Source organism: Rhizobium sp. BK377 (assembly GCF_014193935.1).
Lineage (GTDB): Bacteria > Pseudomonadota > Alphaproteobacteria > Rhizobiales > Rhizobiaceae > Rhizobium.
Genome location: NZ_JACIAC010000003.1, coordinates 83414 through 102739 on the forward strand (window position 1 = coordinate 83414; position 19326 = coordinate 102739).

Annotated in this window: 17 protein-coding genes and 1 pseudogene; 12 read left to right on the plus strand and 6 right to left on the minus strand. The window is 60.2% G+C overall.

All coding sequences use genetic code 11. From position 1 onward, the window contains the following. Positions 1-67 precede the first annotated feature (67 nt). The 12 genes and pseudogenes from FHT92_RS15035 (at position 68) to FHT92_RS15090 (ending at position 13353) form a co-directional block, all read left to right on the plus strand. On the plus strand, positions 68-880 hold the full coding sequence (locus tag FHT92_RS15035; protein WP_183826501.1) for a DeoR/GlpR family DNA-binding transcription regulator: 813 nt from the start codon (positions 68-70) through the stop codon (positions 878-880). A 47-nt stretch (positions 881-927) separates the two neighbouring features. Then, positions 928-1923 (plus strand): rhamnose ABC transporter substrate-binding protein, encoded by a 996-nt coding sequence (rhaS, locus tag FHT92_RS15040; RefSeq protein WP_183725586.1) that lies wholly within the window; start codon positions 928-930, stop codon positions 1921-1923. Between the two features lie 72 nt (positions 1924-1995). Then, positions 1996-3531: a sugar ABC transporter ATP-binding protein gene (locus tag FHT92_RS15045; RefSeq protein ID WP_183826504.1), complete on the plus strand. Its 1536-nt coding sequence runs from the start codon at positions 1996-1998 to the stop codon at positions 3529-3531. A 10-nt stretch (positions 3532-3541) separates the two neighbouring features. Then, positions 3542-4531: an ABC transporter permease gene (locus FHT92_RS15050; RefSeq protein ID WP_183826507.1), complete on the plus strand. Its 990-nt coding sequence runs from the start codon at positions 3542-3544 to the stop codon at positions 4529-4531. After that, on the plus strand, positions 4528-5538 hold the full coding sequence (locus tag FHT92_RS15055) for an ABC transporter permease (protein ID WP_183826510.1): 1011 nt from the start codon (positions 4528-4530) through the stop codon (positions 5536-5538). Before FHT92_RS15050 ends, FHT92_RS15055 begins: the two co-directional genes overlap by 4 nt. Beyond that, entirely contained in the window at positions 5535-5855 is a 321-nt protein-coding gene (gene rhaM, locus FHT92_RS15060; RefSeq protein WP_183826513.1) for an L-rhamnose mutarotase, read from the plus strand. The genes FHT92_RS15055 and rhaM overlap by 4 nt, the downstream gene beginning before the upstream one ends. Next, positions 5852-7219 (plus strand): FGGY-family carbohydrate kinase, encoded by a 1368-nt coding sequence (locus FHT92_RS15065; protein ID WP_183826516.1) that lies wholly within the window; start codon positions 5852-5854, stop codon positions 7217-7219. Before rhaM ends, FHT92_RS15065 begins: the two co-directional genes overlap by 4 nt. A gap of 78 nt (positions 7220-7297) precedes the next feature. Next, positions 7298-8053 (plus strand): annotated as a pseudogene (locus FHT92_RS15070) (fumarylacetoacetate hydrolase family protein). A gap of 115 nt (positions 8054-8168) precedes the next feature. After that, positions 8169-9053, plus strand: a complete 885-nt coding sequence (locus FHT92_RS15075; RefSeq protein WP_183743472.1) for a helix-turn-helix domain-containing protein — start codon at positions 8169-8171, stop codon at positions 9051-9053. 162 nt (positions 9054-9215) lie between these two features. Further along, on the plus strand, positions 9216-11390 hold the full coding sequence (locus FHT92_RS15080) for a TonB-dependent siderophore receptor (RefSeq protein WP_183826518.1): 2175 nt from the start codon (positions 9216-9218) through the stop codon (positions 11388-11390). Positions 11391-11476: 86 nt separating this feature from the next. Then, positions 11477-12256 (plus strand): ATP-binding cassette domain-containing protein, encoded by a 780-nt coding sequence (locus tag FHT92_RS15085; protein ID WP_183826521.1) that lies wholly within the window; start codon positions 11477-11479, stop codon positions 12254-12256. Positions 12257-12303: 47 nt separating this feature from the next. Beyond that, positions 12304-13353 carry a siderophore-interacting protein gene (locus FHT92_RS15090; protein ID WP_183826524.1) on the plus strand — a complete coding sequence of 350 codons (1050 nt, stop codon included), beginning with the start codon at positions 12304-12306 and terminating at the stop codon, positions 13351-13353. Positions 13354-13360: 7 nt separating this feature from the next. Here FHT92_RS15090 and mmsB read toward each other — a convergent pair whose 3' ends face one another. The 6 genes from mmsB to FHT92_RS15120 all read right to left on the minus strand — a co-directional run bounded on the left by mmsB (position 13361) and on the right by FHT92_RS15120 (position 19326). After that, complete coding sequence (gene mmsB, locus FHT92_RS15095; protein WP_183826527.1) at positions 13361-14242, minus strand: 3-hydroxyisobutyrate dehydrogenase; 882 nt, start codon at positions 14240-14242, stop codon at positions 13361-13363. Between the two features lie 9 nt (positions 14243-14251). Then, the gene (locus tag FHT92_RS15100; RefSeq protein WP_183826530.1) at positions 14252-15847 is read right to left on the minus strand and encodes a GMC family oxidoreductase; all 1596 of its coding nucleotides are present in this window, start codon (positions 15845-15847) and stop codon (positions 14252-14254) included. A 109-nt stretch (positions 15848-15956) separates the two neighbouring features. Continuing rightward, a complete protein-coding gene (locus FHT92_RS15105) occupies positions 15957-16946 on the minus strand; it encodes a branched-chain amino acid ABC transporter permease (RefSeq protein ID WP_183826533.1) in 990 nt (329 codons plus the stop codon). Position 16947: 1 nt separating this feature from the next. Further along, entirely contained in the window at positions 16948-17835 is an 888-nt protein-coding gene (locus FHT92_RS15110; protein ID WP_183826536.1) for a branched-chain amino acid ABC transporter permease, read from the minus strand. Positions 17836-17839: 4 nt separating this feature from the next. Beyond that, the gene (locus FHT92_RS15115; RefSeq protein WP_183826539.1) at positions 17840-18541 is read right to left on the minus strand and encodes an ABC transporter ATP-binding protein; all 702 of its coding nucleotides are present in this window, start codon (positions 18539-18541) and stop codon (positions 17840-17842) included. Further along, complete coding sequence (locus FHT92_RS15120) at positions 18541-19326, minus strand: ABC transporter ATP-binding protein (RefSeq protein ID WP_183826542.1); 786 nt, start codon at positions 19324-19326, stop codon at positions 18541-18543. The genes FHT92_RS15115 and FHT92_RS15120 overlap by 1 nt, the downstream gene beginning before the upstream one ends.

The following is a 19326-nucleotide window of genomic DNA, read 5'->3' on the forward strand; positions in this document are numbered from 1 at the left end:
TTTATGATCGTTTCTGATTGACAGGCTTTAACGGATACGAAATAAATATGACAAGAGGAGGAGCCCAATGCACGAACGCGAACGCCATCGCATTATCTTAAGCGCTGTCCAGGAAAAGTCCGTCGTTACGATTCAGGACATTTCCGAGCTGACGGACGCTTCTGAAGCGACGATCAGGCGCGACATTGCGGCTCTTCACGTGCAGGGTAAGATCCGGCGCGTCCGGGGTGGTGCGGAAGCTGTCCATCCGCCGCAGCTCGGAAATCTTGCGGGCCGTCCCTTCCGGGTGTCAGAATCAGTCAACATCGATAAAAAGCGCGCAATTGCGCGAGCAGCCGTCGATCTGTGCGAGGCTGGCGACGCCATCATCATCAATGGCGGCACCACGACCTTCCAGATGGTGCATTACATGGCCGGCCATCGCATGCAGGTCATGACCAATTCCTTCGCCATTGCCGAACATCTGGTGAAGCATTCCAAGAACAGTGTGACAGTGCCGGGCGGCGCGATCTATCGCGAGCAGAGCCTGATCCTGTCGCCCTTCGACAATGATGCGATCCGCAATTTTTATGCGCGGCGCATGTTCATCGGCGCCCAGGGCGTCGGCCCGCTCGGCATCATGGAGGCGGATGCCCTCATCATCCAGAGCGAGCAGAAACTGATGCACCAGGCCGACGAGCTGGTTGTCATGGCCGATTCCAGCAAGTTCAATCGCCGGTCGAGCCTCATTCTTTGTGCGCTCGACCGGGTTTCGACGATCATAACCGACGACGGTATCGCCGATGAGGCGGCCCGTATGATCGAGAATGCAGGTGTCCGGCTCGTTGTCGCGAGCCCAATGGCGCAGGCAGTGAAGGAGGATTCCTCGTCGGTCGCATGAGGCGTCGGCGAGGTGTGGAAGTCTAAAACTCAGTGGGAGGACATGACATGAAACTTGCAAAGACACTTGCAATCGGCGTGGCGTTTGCCGTCGCCATGATGGCCGGCGCCGCAAGCGCCAAGGACATCAAGATCGGCCTCGTCGTGAAGTCGCTTGGCAACGGTTTCTTCGACGCCGCCAACAAGGGCGCTCAGGAAGCAGCCAAGGAACTCGGCGGCGTAGAAGTGATCTACACCGGCCCGACGAGCACGACGGCCGAAGGCCAGATCGAAGTCATCAACTCGCTGATCGCCCAGGGCGTCGATGCCATCGCCATCTCGGCAAACGATCCGGACGCTGTCGTTCCGGCTCTGAAGAAGGCTGCCCAGCGCGGCATCAAGGTCATCTCCTGGGATTCCGGCGTTGCTCCGGAAGGCCGCATCCTGCAGCTCAACCCGTCTTCCAACGAGCTGATCGGCAAGATGTGCCTGACGCTCGCCAAGGATCATCTCGACGGCGGCAAGGGTGACTTCGCCATCCTGTCGGCGACGACGACCTCGACCAACCAGAACATCTGGATCGACCAGATGAAGAAGCAGCTCAAGGACTTCCCGGGTCTCAACCTCGTCACCACGGTTTACGGCGACGACCTCTCGGACAAGTCCTATCGTGAAGCCGAAGGCCTCCTGAAGTCCAACCCGAACGTCAAGGTCATCGTCGCTCCGACGACGGTCGGCGTTCTGGCTGCTTCCAAGGTCGTTGAAGACAAGGGCCTCGTTGGCAAGGTCTACGTCACCGGTCTCGGCCTGCCATCCGAAATGGCTGGCGCGATCAAGTCGGGCGCCACGAAGGAATTCGCCATCTGGAACCCGATCGACCTCGGCTATTCCGCAACCCAGATCGCCTATCATCTGGCAAAGGGTGATGCCGATGGCAAGCCGGGCAGCGAAATCGAAGCCGGCCGCATGGGCAAGATCAAGATCGGCGACAATGGCGAAGCCGCTATGGCCGACCCCTTCGTCTACAATGCCTCGAACATCGACCAGTTCTCCAAGGTCTTCTGATTTCAGAGATCATGAACGGACACCCGGCGGCTCTGCCGCCGGGCTTCTCTTTCGATGGTGGTAAGCTTGCTGATGTCCCCTGCCCTTCAACACCCCGTCGCGGATCAAAAAACCGACGACGCAGCCGCCATTCTGGAAATGCGCGGCATCTCGCAGATCTTTCCGGGCGTGAAGGCGCTCGATAATGTCAGCATCGCGCTCTATCCCGGCAAGGTGACGGCATTGATCGGCGAAAACGGCGCCGGCAAGTCGACGCTCGTCAAGATCCTGACCGGCATCTACCGCCCGAACGAGGGCGAGATCATCGTCGACGGCAAGCCGGTGCATTTTGCGACGGCACAGGCCGCCATCGATGCCGGCGTGACCGCCATCCATCAGGAAACCGTGCTTTTCGACGAGCTTTCGGTTGCTGAAAACATCTTTCTCGGCCATGCGCCACGCACACGCTGGCGCACGATCGACTGGAGCGAGATGAATAGCCGCGCAAGAACGCTGCTGACTTCGCTCGAAAGCAATATCGATCCGACGATCCGCCTGAAGGACCTCTCGATTGCGCAGCGCCATCTCGTGGCGATCGCTCGCGCTCTGTCGATCGAGGCCCGCATCGTCATCATGGACGAACCGACCGCTGCCCTGTCACGCAAGGAGATCGACGATCTTTTCCGCATCGTCGAAGGCCTGAAGGCAAGCGGCAAGGCCATCCTCTTCATCAGCCACAAATTCGACGAGCTCTACGAAATCGCCGACAATTATGTCGTCTTCCGCGACGGCCGCGATGTCGGTCACGGGAAGCTGAAGGAAACGCCGCAGGACGAAATCGTCCGCATGATGGTCGGCCGCGACGTCGAAAACGCCTTCCCGAAGATCGACGTGGCGATCGGCGGGCCGGTACTCGAAGTCGAAAAATACAGCCACCGCACCGAATTCCGCGACATTTCGCTGACGCTGCGCAAGGGCGAAATTCTAGGCATCTACGGCCTGATCGGCGCCGGACGGTCGGAACTAGCCCAATCGCTCTTCGGCATCACCAGGCCGCTCTCCGGCAGACTATCGCTTGAAGGCCGGGAGATTTCGATCAATTCTCCGCATGACGCCATTCGCGCCGGCATCGTCTATGTGCCGGAAGAGCGCGGCCGCCATGGACTGGCCCTGCCAATGCCGATCTATCAGAACATGACGCTGCCCTCGCTGACGCGCACCTCGCGCAAGGGCTTCCTGCAGGCGGCGGAAGAATTCGCGCTCGCCCGCAAATATGCCGAACGCCTGGACCTGCGTGCCGCTGCCCTTTCAGTGCCGGTCGGCACGCTTTCGGGCGGCAACCAGCAGAAGGTCGTCATCGGCAAGTGGCTCGCCACCATGCCCAAGGTCATCATCCTGGATGAGCCAACTAAAGGCATCGACATCGGCTCGAAGGCTGCTGTCCACGGCTTCATAAGCGAGCTCGCTGCCGAGGGCCTTTCTATCATCATGATCTCTTCCGAATTGCCCGAGATCATCGGCATGTCGGACCGCGTTCTGGTCATGAAAGAAGGCCTGTCGGCCGGGCTCTTCGAACGCGATCGGCTTTCACCGGAAGCGCTGGTGCGCGCGGCGACCGGAAATGCATGAGGTGACGGGTATGATGAGACTGATCAGAAAACGCGAAACCCTGCTCTTTGCCATCATCGTGGTGATGATTACCGTGTTCTCGACGCGCGCTGCCGATTTCGCGACACCGGACAATCTCGCCGGCATCTTCAACGATACGGCAATCCTGATCATCCTGGCGCTTGCCCAGATGACGGTCATCCTGACAAAATCGATCGATCTTTCGGTCGCGGCCAACCTTGCCTTTACCGGCATGGCGATTGCGATGATGAATGCTGCCTTCCCTGGACTGCCGCTCATCGTCCTCATTCTCGCAGCCGTCGTAATTGGCGCAGCCCTCGGTTCGATCAACGGCTTCCTCGTCTGGCGCCTGGAAATCCCGCCGATCGTCGTCACCCTCGGCACGCTCACCATCTATCGCGGCATGGCCTTCGTGCTCTCGGGCGGCGCCTGGGTGAACGCGCATCAGATGACGCCGACTTTCCTTGCCGTTCCCCGCGCGCCGATCCTCGGCCTGCCGGTCTTAAGCTGGGTTGCGATCATCATCGTCGGGCTGATGTATATGTTGCTGCGCTACAGCCAGTTCGGCCGGTCGGCCTATGCGACCGGCGGCAATCCGACGGCCGCCGTCTATGCCGGTATCAATACGGGCAAGACGAAATTTCTGGCCTTCGTGCTCTCCGGTGCGCTTGCCGGTCTTTCCAGCTATCTCTGGGTTTCCCGTTATGCAGTCGCCTATGTCGACATTGCCAACGGTTTCGAACTCGATAGCGTCGCGGCCTGCGTCATCGGCGGCATCTCGATTGCCGGCGGTGTCGGCTCGGTAGCCGGCACGGTGCTCGGCGCACTCTTTCTTGGCGTCATCAAGAACGCCCTTCCCGTCATTGGCATTTCGCCTTTCACGCAGATGGCGATCTCCGGAACCGTCATCATCCTCGCCGTCGTCTTCAACGCAAGGCGCGAGCGCAATCGCGGGCGTATCATCCTGCGGGATCGCGCAGCAGCGGAGGTCGCAGCATGAGCGCCGTTTCGTCAACACCTGAAAAACGCGTCATCCCCGATCGGCTCGGCACGCCCTTCAAGCGCATCATGTCGAGCTGGGAAGTGCTGCTCTTCGGCGTCGCCGTCCTGATCTTCATCTTCAATTCCGTGGCTTCGCCCTATTTCCTCGATGCCTGGAACCTGTCTGACGCGACCTTCAACTTCACCGAAAAGGCGATGATCGCCTTCGCCATGGCGCTGCTCGTCATCGCCGGCGAAATCGACCTGTCGGTCGCCGCCATCATCGCCCTTGCCTCGACGGCCATGGGTGCTGCAGCGCAGGTCGGCGTCGGTACGCCGGGCCTCGTGCTGATCGGCATCGGCACCGGTCTTCTCTGCGGCATCTTCAACGGCTTCCTCGTCTCGGTGTTGAAGCTGCCGTCGATCGTCGTCACCATCGGCACGATGAGCCTATTCCGCGGCATTTCCTACATCGTGCTCGGCGACCAGGCCTACGGCAAATATCCGGCGGATTTCGCCTATTTCGGCCAGGGTTACGTCGTCTGGGTCTTCTCCTTCGAATTCGTACTGTTCATCGTGCTGGCGATCCTCTTTGCCATCCTGCTGCATGCCACGAATTTCGGCCGACAAGTCTATACGATCGGCAACAATGATTTTGCCGCCCGTTTCTCCGGCATTCCGGTCGAGCGCGTCAAATTCATCCTCTTCCTGCTGACCGGTGTGATGAGCGGTGTCGCCGCCGTCTGCCTGACCTCGCGCCTCGGCTCGACGCGTCCTTCGATCGCGCAAGGCTGGGAACTCGAAGTCGTCACCATGGTCGTGCTTGGCGGCATCTCGATCCTCGGCGGCTCCGGCACGATCGGCGGCGTCGTCATCGCCGCCTTCGTCATGGGCCTTGTCACTTTCGGCCTTGGCCTGTTGAACGTGCCCGGCATCGTCATGTCGATCTTCATCGGCCTGCTCCTGATCATCACCATCGCGATCCCGATCATCGCCCGCCGCATCAAAGCCATGAGCGCCAAATGACCCTGGAAAAACACGCCTTCAAGATGAAGCTCAATCCCGGTATGGAGGCTGAATATCGCAAGCGCCATAACGAGATTTGGCCGGAACTGGTCGAGCTACTGCATCAGTCCGGCGCCAGCGACTATTCCATTCATCTCGACCGCGAGACCAACACGCTTTTCGGCGTATTGACCCGGCCGCAGGATCACACGATGGCAAGCCTGCCGGACCATCCCGTCATGAAGAAATGGTGGGCGCATATGGCTGATATCATGGCGTCCAATCCGGACAATTCGCCCGTACAGAGCGACCTCGTTACTGTTTTTCATATGCCATGAGCGATTACCGCCGCATCGCCGTTCTCGATATCGGCAAGACAAACGCCAAGGTCGTCGTTCTCGACAGTGCGACGGGCGCAGAAATCGCCGTCCGCAAGCAGCCGAATACGGTCATCCGCGACGGCCTCTATCCGCATTATGATATTGAAGCACTCTGGAGCTTCGCTCTCGCTTCGCTGAAAGCCTTTGCCAGTGAGCCGGGTTTCGACGCGATCTCGATCACCACGCATGGCGCGGCCGCGGCCCTGCTCGCCGCCGACGGCAAGCTTGCGATGCCCGTCATCGACTATGAGCATGAATACCCGCAGGAGATCCGCGACGCCTATGACGCGTTGCGGCCGCCCTTCACCGAAACCTTCTCGCCCCGTCTTTCAATGGGTCTGAATATCGGGGCGCAACTCCATTACCAGAAAACGGCTTTTGCCGGAGAGTTCGCCAAGGTCGCAACCATCCTCACCTATGCACAATATTGGTCGGCACGATTGACCGGCGTGGCGGCAAACGAGGCAACCTCGCTCGGCTGCCACACGGACCTCTGGAACCCGAAGACCGGTGCCTACTCTTCGCTGGTCGATGCGCTTGCCATTCGCGACCGGATGGCGCCGATCCATTCGGCCTTTGATCCACTCGGTCCCGTTCTGCCGGACATTGCCGAAGAAATCGGTCTCTCGGTGCCGGTCTATTGCGGCATCCATGATTCCAACGCGTCACTGCTGCCGCATCTCGTCGGCCGCGAGGCGCCCTTTACCGTCGTCTCGACCGGGACCTGGGTCATCAATTTCGGCGTCGGCGGAGATCTCGCCCATCTCGACGCCAAGCGCGATGCGCTCGCCAATGTCGATGCCTATGGCCGCGCCGTGCCCTCCTCCCGCTTCATGGGCGGTCGCGAATTCGAAATCCTCTCGGCCGAGATCGGCAAGGTCGGCGATGCAGAGGCAAAAGCTGTTATCGCGGATGTCGTCGAAAGGGGCATCATGTTGCTGCCGAACGTGGCGCCCGGCTCCGGTCCCTTTCCGGGCAAGGTCAGCCGCTGGATCAACGCGGAAGATGCGAGCCGCGACGAACGATATGCCGCTGCCTGCCTCTATCTCGCATTGATGACGGAGGCCTGCCTCGGGTTGATCGGCGCCAAAGGTCCAATCATCGTCGAGGGTCCTTTCGCATTGAACGAGACCTATCTGTCGCTGATTGCCGCAATCACCGGCCGCGATACGATGGCGCTGCCGGGCTCTACCGGCACCAGTCAGGGCGCTGCCCTGCTTGCCGGCATCAAGCCGGTATCCGGGGTGGAAAAACACTTCTCGCCGCAGGCAATTCCAGGCCTTCCCGCCTACCGGGAGCGCTGGTACGCCGCGATGGAATAACAGCCTTTCCAAGACTGGCCTTGTCCACGTCGGCTGCGCCGCTACTGTGGCACCTCTCGATTTGATGGAGGAAACAGCATGACTGATTCATTCGACCCGCGCGCACTGGCCACCAAACTCCGCGGCTTGCGCCAGGCCGCAAAGCAGGAGCCGACGAGCACCTTTTCGCTGCCGGCTGATCTGAACCAGGCGATGGCAACCCAGGATGCCCTCAAGATTGAAGAAGGGGTTACGAGCAACGCCTGGAAAGTCACGGCCTCGCCCGAGGGCCAGCCGGTCACCGCACCTCTCCATCCCTATGCCGAAGCCACCTCCGGCGCCACCATTGCCTGGTAACCGGGCCTGAAATTCGAAACCGAAATTGCCGTTCGCTTGGGCAGGGATCTGCCCTATCGCAAGGGTGCCCCCTATAGCCGCGCCGAAGTGCTGGAGGCGATCTCCACCGCTTATCTTGGCGCCGAACTGCTGGTCAGCGCGGTCAAGGAAAGCGGTGCTGTCTCCTTCCTTCTCTTCCTCGCAGACCGCCTCGGCAATAGCGGCTATGTGCTCGGCCCCTCCGTCGCAAAAAGTTTTATCGATACCGCGGCAAGCACGCCGCTGAAGGTCACCCAAGACAGCAAGACGATCTATGACGGTCTTGCCAAACATCCGAAGGGCGACATCGTGACCTGGCTGGTCGATTACGCCAACGACCCGCTGCGCCCAGAAGATTCACTGAAATCGGGCGCGCTTGTCACGACGGGTACTCTTAGCGGGGCGGTCGAACTCACCGAACCCGGGGAGATCGACATCCGCTTCGGCGACAGCGCTAGGTTGACCTTCTCCGTCGCCTGATAGCGGCATTTCCACCCGCATGAACTGGGTGATTGTCATCCCACTCCGCCTCCTGTATTAAACTTGAGTTTAACACGAAGGTTTATTCGGCCGTCGGTCGGAGACAGAAGTGGAAATGACGTTTCAACCGCGCATGCAAAACAGGATTCACGGCTTTTCCGTCACCAAAGGCGTCAATCGTCGGGTGTGGAACGGCATCGTGGCCGATGTCTGGGATGTGGACTGCGCTCCCCATTCCGGTGGCTATTACGTATCGCGCGACCCGCGGCTTTTCATCCTCCTTGAAAAGCGTGGGCCGGGCAATTCGCGAGTAAAGCTTTCGCCACGCGCCCACGGCACGGTTCAGGACACCGAAAAGCGGCCAATCTCCTATGTGCCGGCCGATATGGAAGTCTGGGCCGATCTGGTGGATGTGCATTCGCTGCGCCATCTCGACATTCATTTCGATGTCGAGACGATCAGCCGAAGGCTCGGCGACGATCTCGATCCGCAGCGCCTCGCCAATGCCCAACTCCTGTTTTCCGACGAGCGCCTGTTGTCGCTCGCCCAGCTGATTGCCGCCGAATGTGTCAATCCGCAGCCGCTGCATGATCTCTATGGCGACGGCCTGTCGCTCTCCCTCATCATCGATGTGCTGAAGCTTACCAAGGTGCAGCCGCGCAAGCGCAGCAAGCTTGCCGGCTGGCAATTACGCCGCGCCACCGATTTCATCGAGGAAAACTGCCTGCGCAACATCCGGCTTGAGGAACTGGCATCCGTCACGGGCCTGTCGCAATCGCACTTCAGCCACGCCTTCAAGGCATCGACCGGTGTGGCGCCGCATCAATATCAGACCAATCTCCGCCTCGATCGCGCAAAACATCTGCTCGTGCGCAGCGAGTATCCGCTGACAACCATCGCTGTCGAAACCGGCTTTGCCGACCAGGCCCATTTCACCCGTGTCTTCCGCAAGAACCTAGGAACCACGCCGGCGAACTGGAAAAAGGCGCAGATTGCGTAAGTGCAACACGTCCGGGCTTTTGCACGCCGCGCGGAATATTGCCCAAGAACGTTCAATTTCCACCCGATCGCGACAATCCGGCAAATTAAAATTGAGTTAAACACTCGACTTATTCAAAGCCATACCGTGGCAGGAAAAGCCGCGGCACGAGTGGGGTATTCTATGCGATCGCAGACTGAGCGGCTCATCTTCAGGGCATATCTAATGGCAGGAGCGGCCGTCGCCGGCATCATGGCGGCATCCTCCGCTCTTGCTCAGGACGTCAGCCCGACACAACTGGCGCCGATCGTCATCCAAGGCGGCGATGACAGCGCCACCGGCCCGGTCAAAGGTTATGTCGCGAAGAATTCGACTGCCGGCTCCAAGAGCGACACGCCGATCAACGAAATCCCGCAGTCAGTCTCCGTCATCGGCAAGCAGGAAATGGATGACCGTGGTATCACCAACAAGGTCGATGAGGCGCTCCTTTACACTCCCGGCGTCACAACCCAGCCCTTCGGCAATGACCCCGATACCGACTGGTTCTACATCCGCGGCTTCAACGCCACACAGACCGGTGTCTTCTTCGACAACCTCACGCTCTTCAGCTATGGCTTCGGCGGCTTCCAGATCGATCCTTTCATGCTGGAGCGCGTCGATGTCCTGAAGGGTCCTGCCTCGGTTCTCTATGGCGGCGCCAACCCGGGCGGCATCATCAATCTCGTGCGCAAGCGCCCGCTGGACGAGCCACTCTATTACACCGATATCGGCATCAACAGTAATGGCAACGCCTTCACGGGATTTGATATCTCCGACAAGGTCGGCTCCAGCGAGACCATGACCTATCGCATCACCGGAAAGGTTGCCGGTGGCGATAACTATTCGGATTCCTCTCGTGATTTCCGCAGCTTCATCATGCCGCAACTGCAAATCACCCCTGACGATGCGACGAGCTTCACGGTATGGGGTTATATCGGCGGCCTCGACCAGGTCCATACCGGCAACGGCTTCTTCCCCTATGTCGGTACGGTCAAGGATGCACCTTTCGGCAAAATCCCGCGGGATGCCTTCTATGGCGAGCCCGATATCGACGACGGCAGCTATGTCCAGAAGATGATCGGCTACGAATTCGAGCATGAATTCGACAATGGCATCAAGTTCTCCCAGAACCTGCGCTATGGCCGCCTCGACAAGCATGAGATCGGCCCATATCTGAATGGCTGGAACGGCGGGGCGCCAACAGGTCCCGATTATCTGCTGGCGCGTGTCGGCTTCGAAGGCCGCTCCGGAGTCGATTCCTTCGGCATGGACAATCGGCTGGAAGGCGACGCCGAGTTTGGCGGCGCCACGCACAACATGCTCGTCGGCCTGGACTACAAGTATTACAAACTCGACAATCTGCAGAAATGGCCGACATGGCCGACCGTCGCGACGCCGATCAGCGCCACCGATCCGATCTATGGCCTGCCCCAGCCGGCAAACGACATTCAGATTGATCAGACAGTCACTCAGAGGCAGCTTGGTCTCTACGCTCAGGACCAGATCCATTTTGGCAACGGCTGGCTGCTGACGCTGAACGGCCGTTACGACTATGTTGATACCAATTCGGATGCCATTGTCGGAACGTCTTATAGTTCGGACGACAATGCCGTGAGCGGTCGTGCCGGTCTTGCCTATGAATTCGACACCGGCCTGACGCCCTATGTCAGCGTCGCAACCTTCTTTAATCCGCTGATCGGCACAGGCGTCTCCGGTCCGCTGAAGCCGGAAGAAGGCTACCAGATTGAGGGTGGCGTCAAATACGAGCCGACCTTCTTCGATGGCTCCATCACCGCGTCCGTCTTCCAGATCGACAAGCGCAACAACACGGTTACCAACCCAGCGACCTTCGCCCAGAGCCAGCTTGGCAAAGTGCGCTCGCGCGGCTTCGAACTGGAAAGCAAGATCAACGTCAATGATAACTGGAAGGTCATTGCGGGGGTCGATTATACCGATATGGAAGTGCTTGAGAACGAAGCCGACCCACGCCTGATCGGCAAATCGCCTTACATCGTGCCGAAGGTGACAGCGTCGCTTTGGCTCGACTACACGGTTACGACAGGTACGTTGGAAGGCCTGAGCTTTGGCGCAGGTGTCCGTCACCAGGGAACGTCCTGGGCCGATGAGCTCAATACCGAGAAGGTACCGGCCGCCACCCTCTTCGACGCGGCGATCCGGTATGAGAACGAAAACTGGGGCGCCTCGCTCAACGTCGCCAATCTCTTCGACAAGGAATATGTGTCAAGCTGCCAAGGTCTGACAGTCTGCGGTTACGGCGATGCACGCACGGTCACATTTAAGCTCAGCAAGAAATGGTAAGTTGACAAATCAGGTTTAGTTTTTGAGGAGCCTGCTATAAAGGGAGGGCTTCTCCCGAACCTTTGCAGCGAAACCGGAGTTTCCTTGTGTCCACGCCCTTCCTGAACCTTTCCGGAATAGACTATGCCATCGGCACCAGGCCCATCCTCAACGGCATCGATCTGACGCTCGAGGCTGGCCGCATCTATGGCCTTGTCGGCCCGAACGGTTCCGGCAAAAGCACACTTCTGAAAATCATCGCCCGGCAGGTCGCCCCAAAGAACGGTATGATTTCCTTCGACGGCAAGGCCGCCGCCGACTGGAGCAGCCGCGCCTTCGCCCGCCATGTCGCTTACATGCCGCAGTTCACCCCGGCAACTGACGGCATGACCGTGCTCGAACTCGTGGCGCTCGGCCGCTTTCCCTGGCACGGCACACTCGGCCGTTTCAGCGCCACGGACCGCGAGATGGTCGAGGAAGCAATCATCCGTACCGAACTCGAGGATTTTGCCGACCGTCTCGTCGCCAGCATGTCTGGTGGCGAGCGCCAGCGCGCCTGGATCGCGATGATGCTTGCGCAGAACGCCCGTTGCCTGCTGCTCGACGAACCCACGTCGGCGCTGGACCTCGCCCATCAGGCAAGCGTTCTTTCGCTGGTGCAGGAACTCAGCCACGAACGTGGGCTCACAGTCATCATCGTGCTGCACGACATCAATCTCGCGGCCCGCTATTGCGATGCGATCATCGCCCTCAACCACGGCAAGATCACCGCAGAGGGAACGCCGGCCGAGATCATGCAGGCCGACAAGCTGCAGTCGATCTTCGGTGTCGGCATGGGCGTCTTCCCGCATCCGGTTCGCAACGAGCCGGTCAGCTATCTGTTGTAGCGCATGGCATTGTTCACCCGAGCAGTTTGACAAAAGGACATCAAACAATGCTAGCTGAGCCTTTTATCGCATCTGGCGTCGCAATCGCCGTCGATCCCGGCAGGATGCTCGACGCGCTTTGCTCGCATTTTGCCGAACACAGCACCGTCAAGCGCGAAGGCGATCTGGTGACGCTGGAGATGATTACCGGCAGGGCCGATATCCGCCACGAAGGCCGCAAGCTCGCCATCCAGCTTTCCTGCAGGAGCGCGCGGGCGCTTCAGAATGTCCGCTCGGTGCTTGCCGAGCATCTCTTCCAGTTCGCCGGTGAAGAGAGATTGAAAATAACCTGGTCGGACGCGCCGAAAGCGGACCAGCTGCCAGATTTGCGCGAAATCCGGGTGGTCGGCGCCCGCAATGTCAGCCCGCATATGCGCCGCGTGACTGTGGCCTGCGACGATGCCAGGCATTTCGCTCACGGCGGGTTGCACTTCCGTCTGCTCATTCCGCCGAAGGGTCGCACGCCCGTCTGGCCGAAACTGCGCGCGGACGGCCGCATCGAATGGGCGAAGGACGAGGATGCGCTGACCGTGCGCATCTACACGTTCCGCAGCATCGATCTGGAGCGCGGCGAGATCGATATCGACTTTGTGCTGCATGAGGGCGAAAACATGCCTGGCGCCGAATGGGCGATGAATGCGAAGCCCGGTGATATCGCCGGCGCACTCGGCCCCGGCGGAGGCGGCGTGCCGGAAGCCACGTCAATGATCCTCGCAGGAGACGAGACGGCCTTGCCCGCCATATCGCGTATCGCCGCCGAAGTTCCCCCTGGAACGCAGCTACGGATTTTCCTGGAAGTCGATGGTCCATCGGAAGAGCTTGGGATGCCATCGGCCGGCAAGGTCGACCTCATCTGGATGCATCGTCATGGCGCGCCCGCCGGCACGATGGGTCTCGTCGAGAGCGCCGTCAGAAACGCGCTGGCCGACGCCGATGCCGACACTTTCGTCTGGGCCGGCTGCGAACGATCCGAAGCAAAACGCATCCGCGATTTCCTGAAGACCGAGCGCAGCCATGACCGCCATAGGATGAGCATCGGCGCTTATTGGGAGCGATAAATCCGCCTCACGTCTTTTCGCGGAACAGCTCGATGATGGCGGAGAAATCCCTGCCGCCGTTGCCGAGCTTCTCGAAGAGCGCATAAAGCTGCGCGGCCTCTGCGCCAAGCGGCGTGGAGGCGCCGCTTGCAAGTGCGGCCTCCTGCGAGAGCCTGAGATCCTTGAGCATCAGTGCGGCCGCAAAGCCCGGTTTGTAGTCGTTATTGGCAGGCGATGTCGGCACAGGTCCCGGCACCGGGCAATAGGTATTGATCGACCAGCACTGCCCGGATGACGTGGAGGCGACATCGAAGAGCGCCTGATGCGAAAGGCCGAGCTTTTCGGCAAGCACGAAGGCTTCGCACACGCCGACCATGGAAATGCCGAGGATCATGTTGTTGCAGATCTTCGCTGCCTGTCCGGCGCCGGCCTCGCCGCAATGGACGATCTTCTTACCCATGGCCTCCAGGATCGGTTTCGCCTTGGCGAAGGCTTCCTCGGATCCGCCAGCCATGAAGGTCAGCGTGCCGGCACTCGCCCCGCCGGTACCGCCGGAAACCGGTGCATCGAGCGACCGGCAACTTGCGGCCTTGGCCATCTCATGCGCCTTGCGGCTGCTTTCGACATCGATCGTCGAGCAATCGATGACGAGCGCCCCCTGATTGGCCGATTGCAGGATATCCGCCCAGGCCGTCAGCACATGTTTTCCCTGCGGCAGCATGGTGATGACGATCTCGGCCTCCTTGACCGCCTGGCTCGCGTGGCTCGCGGGCTTCACGCCGCTCTCCTCGGCGGCCTTCAGCACCGGTGCCGCCAGATCGAAACCCAGAACCTCGTGCCCAGCCTTGACGAGATTGGCGGCCATCGGCCCACCCATATTGCCAAGCCCGATGAATCCGATCCTTGCCATGGTCATCTCCTATCTGTTGTCTTCGAGGATCATGGCCGCTGCCTTTTCGGCGATCATGATCGTCGGTGAATTGGTGTTGCCGGACGTGATGGCCGGCATCACCGAGGCGTCCGCGATCCTCAGCCTGGCGAGCGCCCGCAGCCGGAGCCGCGGATCGACCACGCTATCCCGATCGACGCCCATGCGGCAGGTGCCGACGGGATGGAAGATCGTCGTGCCGATATCGCCTGCCGCCTTTTCCAGTTCCGCTTCGCTCTGATAGCTCGGACCCGGCTTGAATTCCTCCGGATGGAAACGGGCGAACGAGGGCTGAGCCACGATCCTGCGCGTCAGCTTTATCGAACGAACAGCTATGTCGCGATCGCGCTGCGTCGAGAGGTATCTTGGCGCAATGATTGGCTGGGCGGCAAAATCCGGGCTGGAAACATGCACGGAGCCGCGGCTTTCCGGCCTGAGATTGCAGACGCTCGCTGTAATCGCAGGAAAGGCGTGGACCGGATCGCCGAATTTCTCCAGCGACACCGGCTGCACGTGATACTGCAGATCGGGCGTTTCCTTGTCCGGTCCCGAACGGGTGAAGATACCAAGCTGGCTCGGTGCCATAGCCATCGGCCCAGAGCGGCGCATGAGATATTCAAGCCCGATCGCCGCCTTGCCGATCAGCTTCGACGCCTTTTCGTTGAGGGTCGGCACGCCCGTCACTTTGTAGGCAAGCCGAAGCTGCAGGTGATCCTGCAGGTTCTCGCCTATGCCCTTCACCTCTGTCAGCACATCGATGCCAGCCTGACGCAGAACCTCGCCGCGGCCGACGCCCGACAGTTCCAGAATGTGTGGCGAACCGATGGAGCCGGCCGACAGCACGGTTTCCTTTGCGGCATAGGCCCGCTTTGCCGTGCCGCGATGTTGGAATTCGACGCCGACAACGGCGCCTTCGTCGATCAACAATCGCCGAACCTGCGCCTTCGTCATCACAGTGAGATTGCCGCGTTTCATCGCCGGGCGCAGGAAGGCCTTGGTCGCGTTCCAGCGGATGCCGGAGCGTTGGTTGACGTCGAAATAGCCGGAGCCTTCGTTGCTGCCGCGATTGAAATCCGCCGTTTCGGGAATGCCGGCCTCCTTGGCCGCCTGCTGGAAGGCATCGAGCACATCCCAGCGCACGCGCGCCTTTTCCACGCGCCATTCGCCGCCGGCGCCATGCATCTCGTCCCCGCCCCTGTAGTGATCCTCCGACTTGCGGAAGAACGGCAACACGTCCTCCCAGCCCCAGCCGGTGCACCCCATCTGCCGCCAGAGATCGTAATCGCGCGCCTGGCCGCGCATGTAGATCATGCCGTTGATCGAGGAGCAGCCACCGAGCACCTTACCACGCGGATAGTTCAGCGCCCGCCCGTTCAGCCCGTCCTCGGGCGCGGTGATAAAACACCAATCGGTGCGCGGATTGTTGATGCAGTAGAGGTAACCGACGGGAATGTGGATCCAGTGGTAATTGTCGTTGCCGCCCGCCTCCAACAGCAAGACCCTCGTGTTGCGGTCAGCTGACAACCGATTTGCGAGCACGCAGCCGGCGCTACCTGCCCCGACGATGATGTAGTCATAGCGATCCATGGATCATGCACTCCGAAATGCCTGCATCCCGCCTCCCCGGGGCCGAGGAGGCGGGATTTCGCGGCGCCGCTGCACATCCTTTCCCATTGCAGGAAAGAGGTCCGCCCGTTCAGCGGCGATAGACAAAGCCCAGTTTACGCCCGAGCCGCGAGGCGTAGAATTCGCCGATGATGCCGCGGCGAAAAATCAGCACGCAGATCATGAAGACCACACCCGTGATGATGGTCACCGGAAATTCCGAAGTCGCCAGATAGTTCTGCAGCGTCACGACGAGGCCCGCGCCGAATACCGGGCCAATCAGCGTGCCGATGCCGCCAAGCAGTGTCATCAGGATCACCTCACCCGACATCTGCCAGGCGACATCTGTCAGCGTCGCAAACTGGAAGACCAGCGATTTGACCGATCCGGCAAGCCCGGCAAGGGCTGCCGACATCACGAAAGCGCCGAGCTTGTAACGCGCCACGGAATAGCCGAGCGAGATCGCCCGCTGCTCGTTCTCGCGGATCGATTTCAGGATCATGCCGAAGGGTGAATTGATGAAGCGCCAGATGATCAGAAGTCCGATCAGGAACAGTACCAGCACGAAATAATACATGTTGGTAGAGCTGTTGAGATCGATGAAGCCGAAGAGGTGGCCGCGCGGCACGGACTGGATGCCGTCCTCGCCTTCGGTAAATTCGGCCTGCAGGCAGAAGAAGAAGAACATCTGCGACAGCGCCAGCGTGATCATGGCGAAATAGATGCCCTGGCGGCGGATCGCGAAGAAGCCCATGACGAAGCCGAGAAGGGCCGCCCCGGCAACACCAACGAGAATGCCGAGCTCCGGCGGGAATCCCCAGGATTTGACTGTATAGGCGGTGAAATAGGCCGCCCCGCCGAAGAAGGTCGCATGACCGAAGGACAGCAGCCCCGTGTAGCCGAGCAGCAGGTTAAAGGCGCAGGCAAAGAGCGCGAAGCAGAGCAGCTTCATCAGAAAGATCGGGTAGAAGAAGAAGGGCGCGAGCAAGAGAAGCAGGAGCCCGATGATCAGGAAGCCGGCCTGCACCGAAAGGGCGGTGCGGCTCTTTTCCGTTCGGATCGTTTCGGTGATGTCAGCCATGTCACGCATCCCGTCCGAAGAGGCCCGCGGGCCTGATGAGAAGCACGATCGCCATGATGACGAAGATGACGATGTTAGAGGCTTCCGGATAGAAGACCTTGGTCAGACCTTCCGCGATGCCGAGCACATAGCCGGTGATGATGGCGCCCATGATCGAGCCCATGCCGCCGACGACGACCACGGCGAAGACGACGATGATCATGTTGGAGCCCATCAGCGGCGAGACTTGATAGATGGGTGCGGCAAGCACACCGGCAAAGGCAGCAAGGCTGGCGCCAAGCGCATAGGTGAAGGTCAAAAGGACCGGTACGTTGACGCCGAAGACCTGCACCAGAGTGGCGTTTTCAGTTGCCGAGCGCAGATAGGCACCGAGCTTGGTCTTTTCGATCAAGAGCCAGGTGCCAATGCAGACGACGAGCGAAACGCCCACTACCCAGCCGCGATAGATCGGCAGGAACATGAAGCCAAGGTTCATGCCGCCGGCAAGTGCGGGCGGCGTTGCATAGGGCTGGCCCGACGAGCCGTAGAGATAACGGAACGTGCCTTCGACGGCGAGCGCCAGGCCAAAAGTGAAGAGCAGGCCATAGAGCGGATCGAGATCATAGAGCCTGCGCAGGAAGAGCCGCTCGATGACAGCGCCGGCAAGCCCAACGATGACGGGCGCCAGGACCAGCGACGGCCAGTAGCCAATACCGAGATAATTCAAGAGCAGATAGGCAACGAAAGCGCCGAGCATGTACTGGGCGCCATGCGCGAAATTGATGACGCGCAGAAGACCGAAAATGATCGCAAGACCAAGGCTCAGCAGCGCATAGAAAGACCCGTTGATCAGGCCGATCAACAGCTGGCCGAACAGCGCCTGCAAGGGAATGCCGAAGATCATCGTCATCGCATCACACTCCCAGAACCTTGTGCAGCATATCCATGCGCTGCGGCAGTTCGCTGACCGGGAATTCGGAGACCATCTGCCCATGATCCATCAGATAGAAGCGATCGGCAATACGGCTTGCGAAACGGAAATTCTGTTCGACAAGCACGATGGTCATGCCGCGTTCCTTCAGCGTCTTCAAAACCTCCCCGATCCGCTGGACGATAACGGGCGCCAGCCCCTCGGTCGGCTCGTCGAGCAACAAGAGGCGCACACCCGTGCGCAGGATGCGGGCGATCGCCAGCATCTGCTGCTCGCCGCCCGAAAGCTTGGTGCCGGAACTCGTGCGCCGCTCATAAAGGTTTGGAAAGAGTTCATAGATCTCATCGAGAGTCATGCCGCCGGGCGCCACGACAGGCGGCAGCATCAGATTTTCCGAAACCGTCAGCGTCGCGAAGATCCCACGCTCCTCCGGAACGAAACCGATGCCCTTGTGCGCTGTCTTGTGAAGCGGCACCTGCATCATGTCGGTGCCGGCAAAACTGAGCTTTCCCTTTCGCGCACGTACGATGCCGGTGATGGTGCGCAAAGTTGTCGTCTTGCCAACGCCATTGCGGCCGAGAATGGTGATCATCTCACCCTCACCGACCGTCATGTCGATGCCGTGGAGAATATGGCTTTCGCCGTACCAGGCATTCAGACCTTGAATTTCGAGAAGCGGCGCCATCAGTGGTGCTCCTCCGTGCCCATGTAGGCCTGCCGCACGCGCTCGTCCTGGCTGACAGCTGCATAGTCGCCCTCGGCGAGGATTTCCCCACGCTGCAGAACGGTCACATGCTGGCAGATATTGGCGACGACGGAGAGATTGTGCTCGACCATGAGAACCGCCCGGTCGCGGGCGACGTCGCGAATGATGGCGGAGACGACGCTGACATCTTCCTGCCCCATGCCGGCCATCGGCTCGTCGAGAAGCAGCACTTTCGGATCGAGCGCCAGAGTGGTGGCAATCTCCAGCACACGCTTGCGGCCATAGGAGAGATCTGCGGCGACGTGATCGCGCTCCTTGGAAAGCCCCACGCTCGCAAGCAATTGCTCAGCGCGGTCATTCAGGCTGTCGAGTGCCGAAAGCGGCCGCCAGAACTGCGTGGACAGATTGTTCGGCCGCTGCAGGGCGACCCGAACATTGTCGAGCACCGAAAGGTGCGGGAAGACGGCGGATATCTGGAAGGAGCGGACGAGGCCCATGCGCGCCACCCGGTCGGGCGGCGTCCGGGTGATGTCAGTGCCTATCAGCGTGATGGTGCCTGATGTCGGCTGCAGGAACTTGGTGAGCAGGTTGAACACCGTCGTCTTGCCGGCACCGTTTGGCCCAATCAGCGCATGCACGCTCGCATCATGCACATCGAGATCGACATTCCTGACGGCCGTGAAGCCGCCGAAATCGCGGCGCAGGCCGCGGGCGGAAAGCACCACCCGCGGCTTGGCCCGAGTTTCAAATGCGGAGACCGCCAT

Bases quoted from the DNA above. Each gene is read 5' to 3' on its own strand.
- FHT92_RS15100 (WP_183826530.1), bottom strand. From the start codon at position 15,847: ATGGATCGCTATGACTACATCATCGTCGGGGCAGGTAGCGCCGGCTGC.
- FHT92_RS15035 (WP_183826501.1), top strand. From the start codon at position 68: ATGCACGAACGCGAACGCCATCGCATTATCTTAAGCGCTGTCCAGGAA.
- rhaS (WP_183725586.1), top strand. From the start codon at position 928: ATGAAACTTGCAAAGACACTTGCAATCGGCGTGGCGTTTGCCGTCGCC.
- mmsB (WP_183826527.1), bottom strand. From the start codon at position 14,242: ATGGCAAGGATCGGATTCATCGGGCTTGGCAATATGGGTGGGCCGATG.
- FHT92_RS15105 (WP_183826533.1), bottom strand. From the start codon at position 16,946: ATGGCTGACATCACCGAAACGATCCGAACGGAAAAGAGCCGCACCGCC.
- FHT92_RS15080 (WP_183826518.1), top strand. From the start codon at position 9,216: ATGCGATCGCAGACTGAGCGGCTCATCTTCAGGGCATATCTAATGGCA.
- FHT92_RS15110 (WP_183826536.1), bottom strand. From the start codon at position 17,835: ATGACGATGATCTTCGGCATTCCCTTGCAGGCGCTGTTCGGCCAGCTG.
- FHT92_RS15090 (WP_183826524.1), top strand. From the start codon at position 12,304: ATGCTAGCTGAGCCTTTTATCGCATCTGGCGTCGCAATCGCCGTCGAT.
- FHT92_RS15065 (WP_183826516.1), top strand. From the start codon at position 5,852: ATGAGCGATTACCGCCGCATCGCCGTTCTCGATATCGGCAAGACAAAC.
- FHT92_RS15115 (WP_183826539.1), bottom strand. From the start codon at position 18,541: ATGGCGCCGCTTCTCGAAATTCAAGGTCTGAATGCCTGGTACGGCGAA.
- FHT92_RS15055 (WP_183826510.1), top strand. From the start codon at position 4,528: ATGAGCGCCGTTTCGTCAACACCTGAAAAACGCGTCATCCCCGATCGG.
- rhaM (WP_183826513.1), top strand. From the start codon at position 5,535: ATGACCCTGGAAAAACACGCCTTCAAGATGAAGCTCAATCCCGGTATG.
- FHT92_RS15050 (WP_183826507.1), top strand. From the start codon at position 3,542: ATGATGAGACTGATCAGAAAACGCGAAACCCTGCTCTTTGCCATCATC.
- FHT92_RS15045 (WP_183826504.1), top strand. From the start codon at position 1,996: ATGTCCCCTGCCCTTCAACACCCCGTCGCGGATCAAAAAACCGACGAC.
- FHT92_RS15075 (WP_183743472.1), top strand. From the start codon at position 8,169: ATGACGTTTCAACCGCGCATGCAAAACAGGATTCACGGCTTTTCCGTC.
- FHT92_RS15120 (WP_183826542.1), bottom strand. From the start codon at position 19,326: ATGGCGGTCTCCGCATTTGAAACTCGGGCCAAGCCGCGGGTGGTGCTT.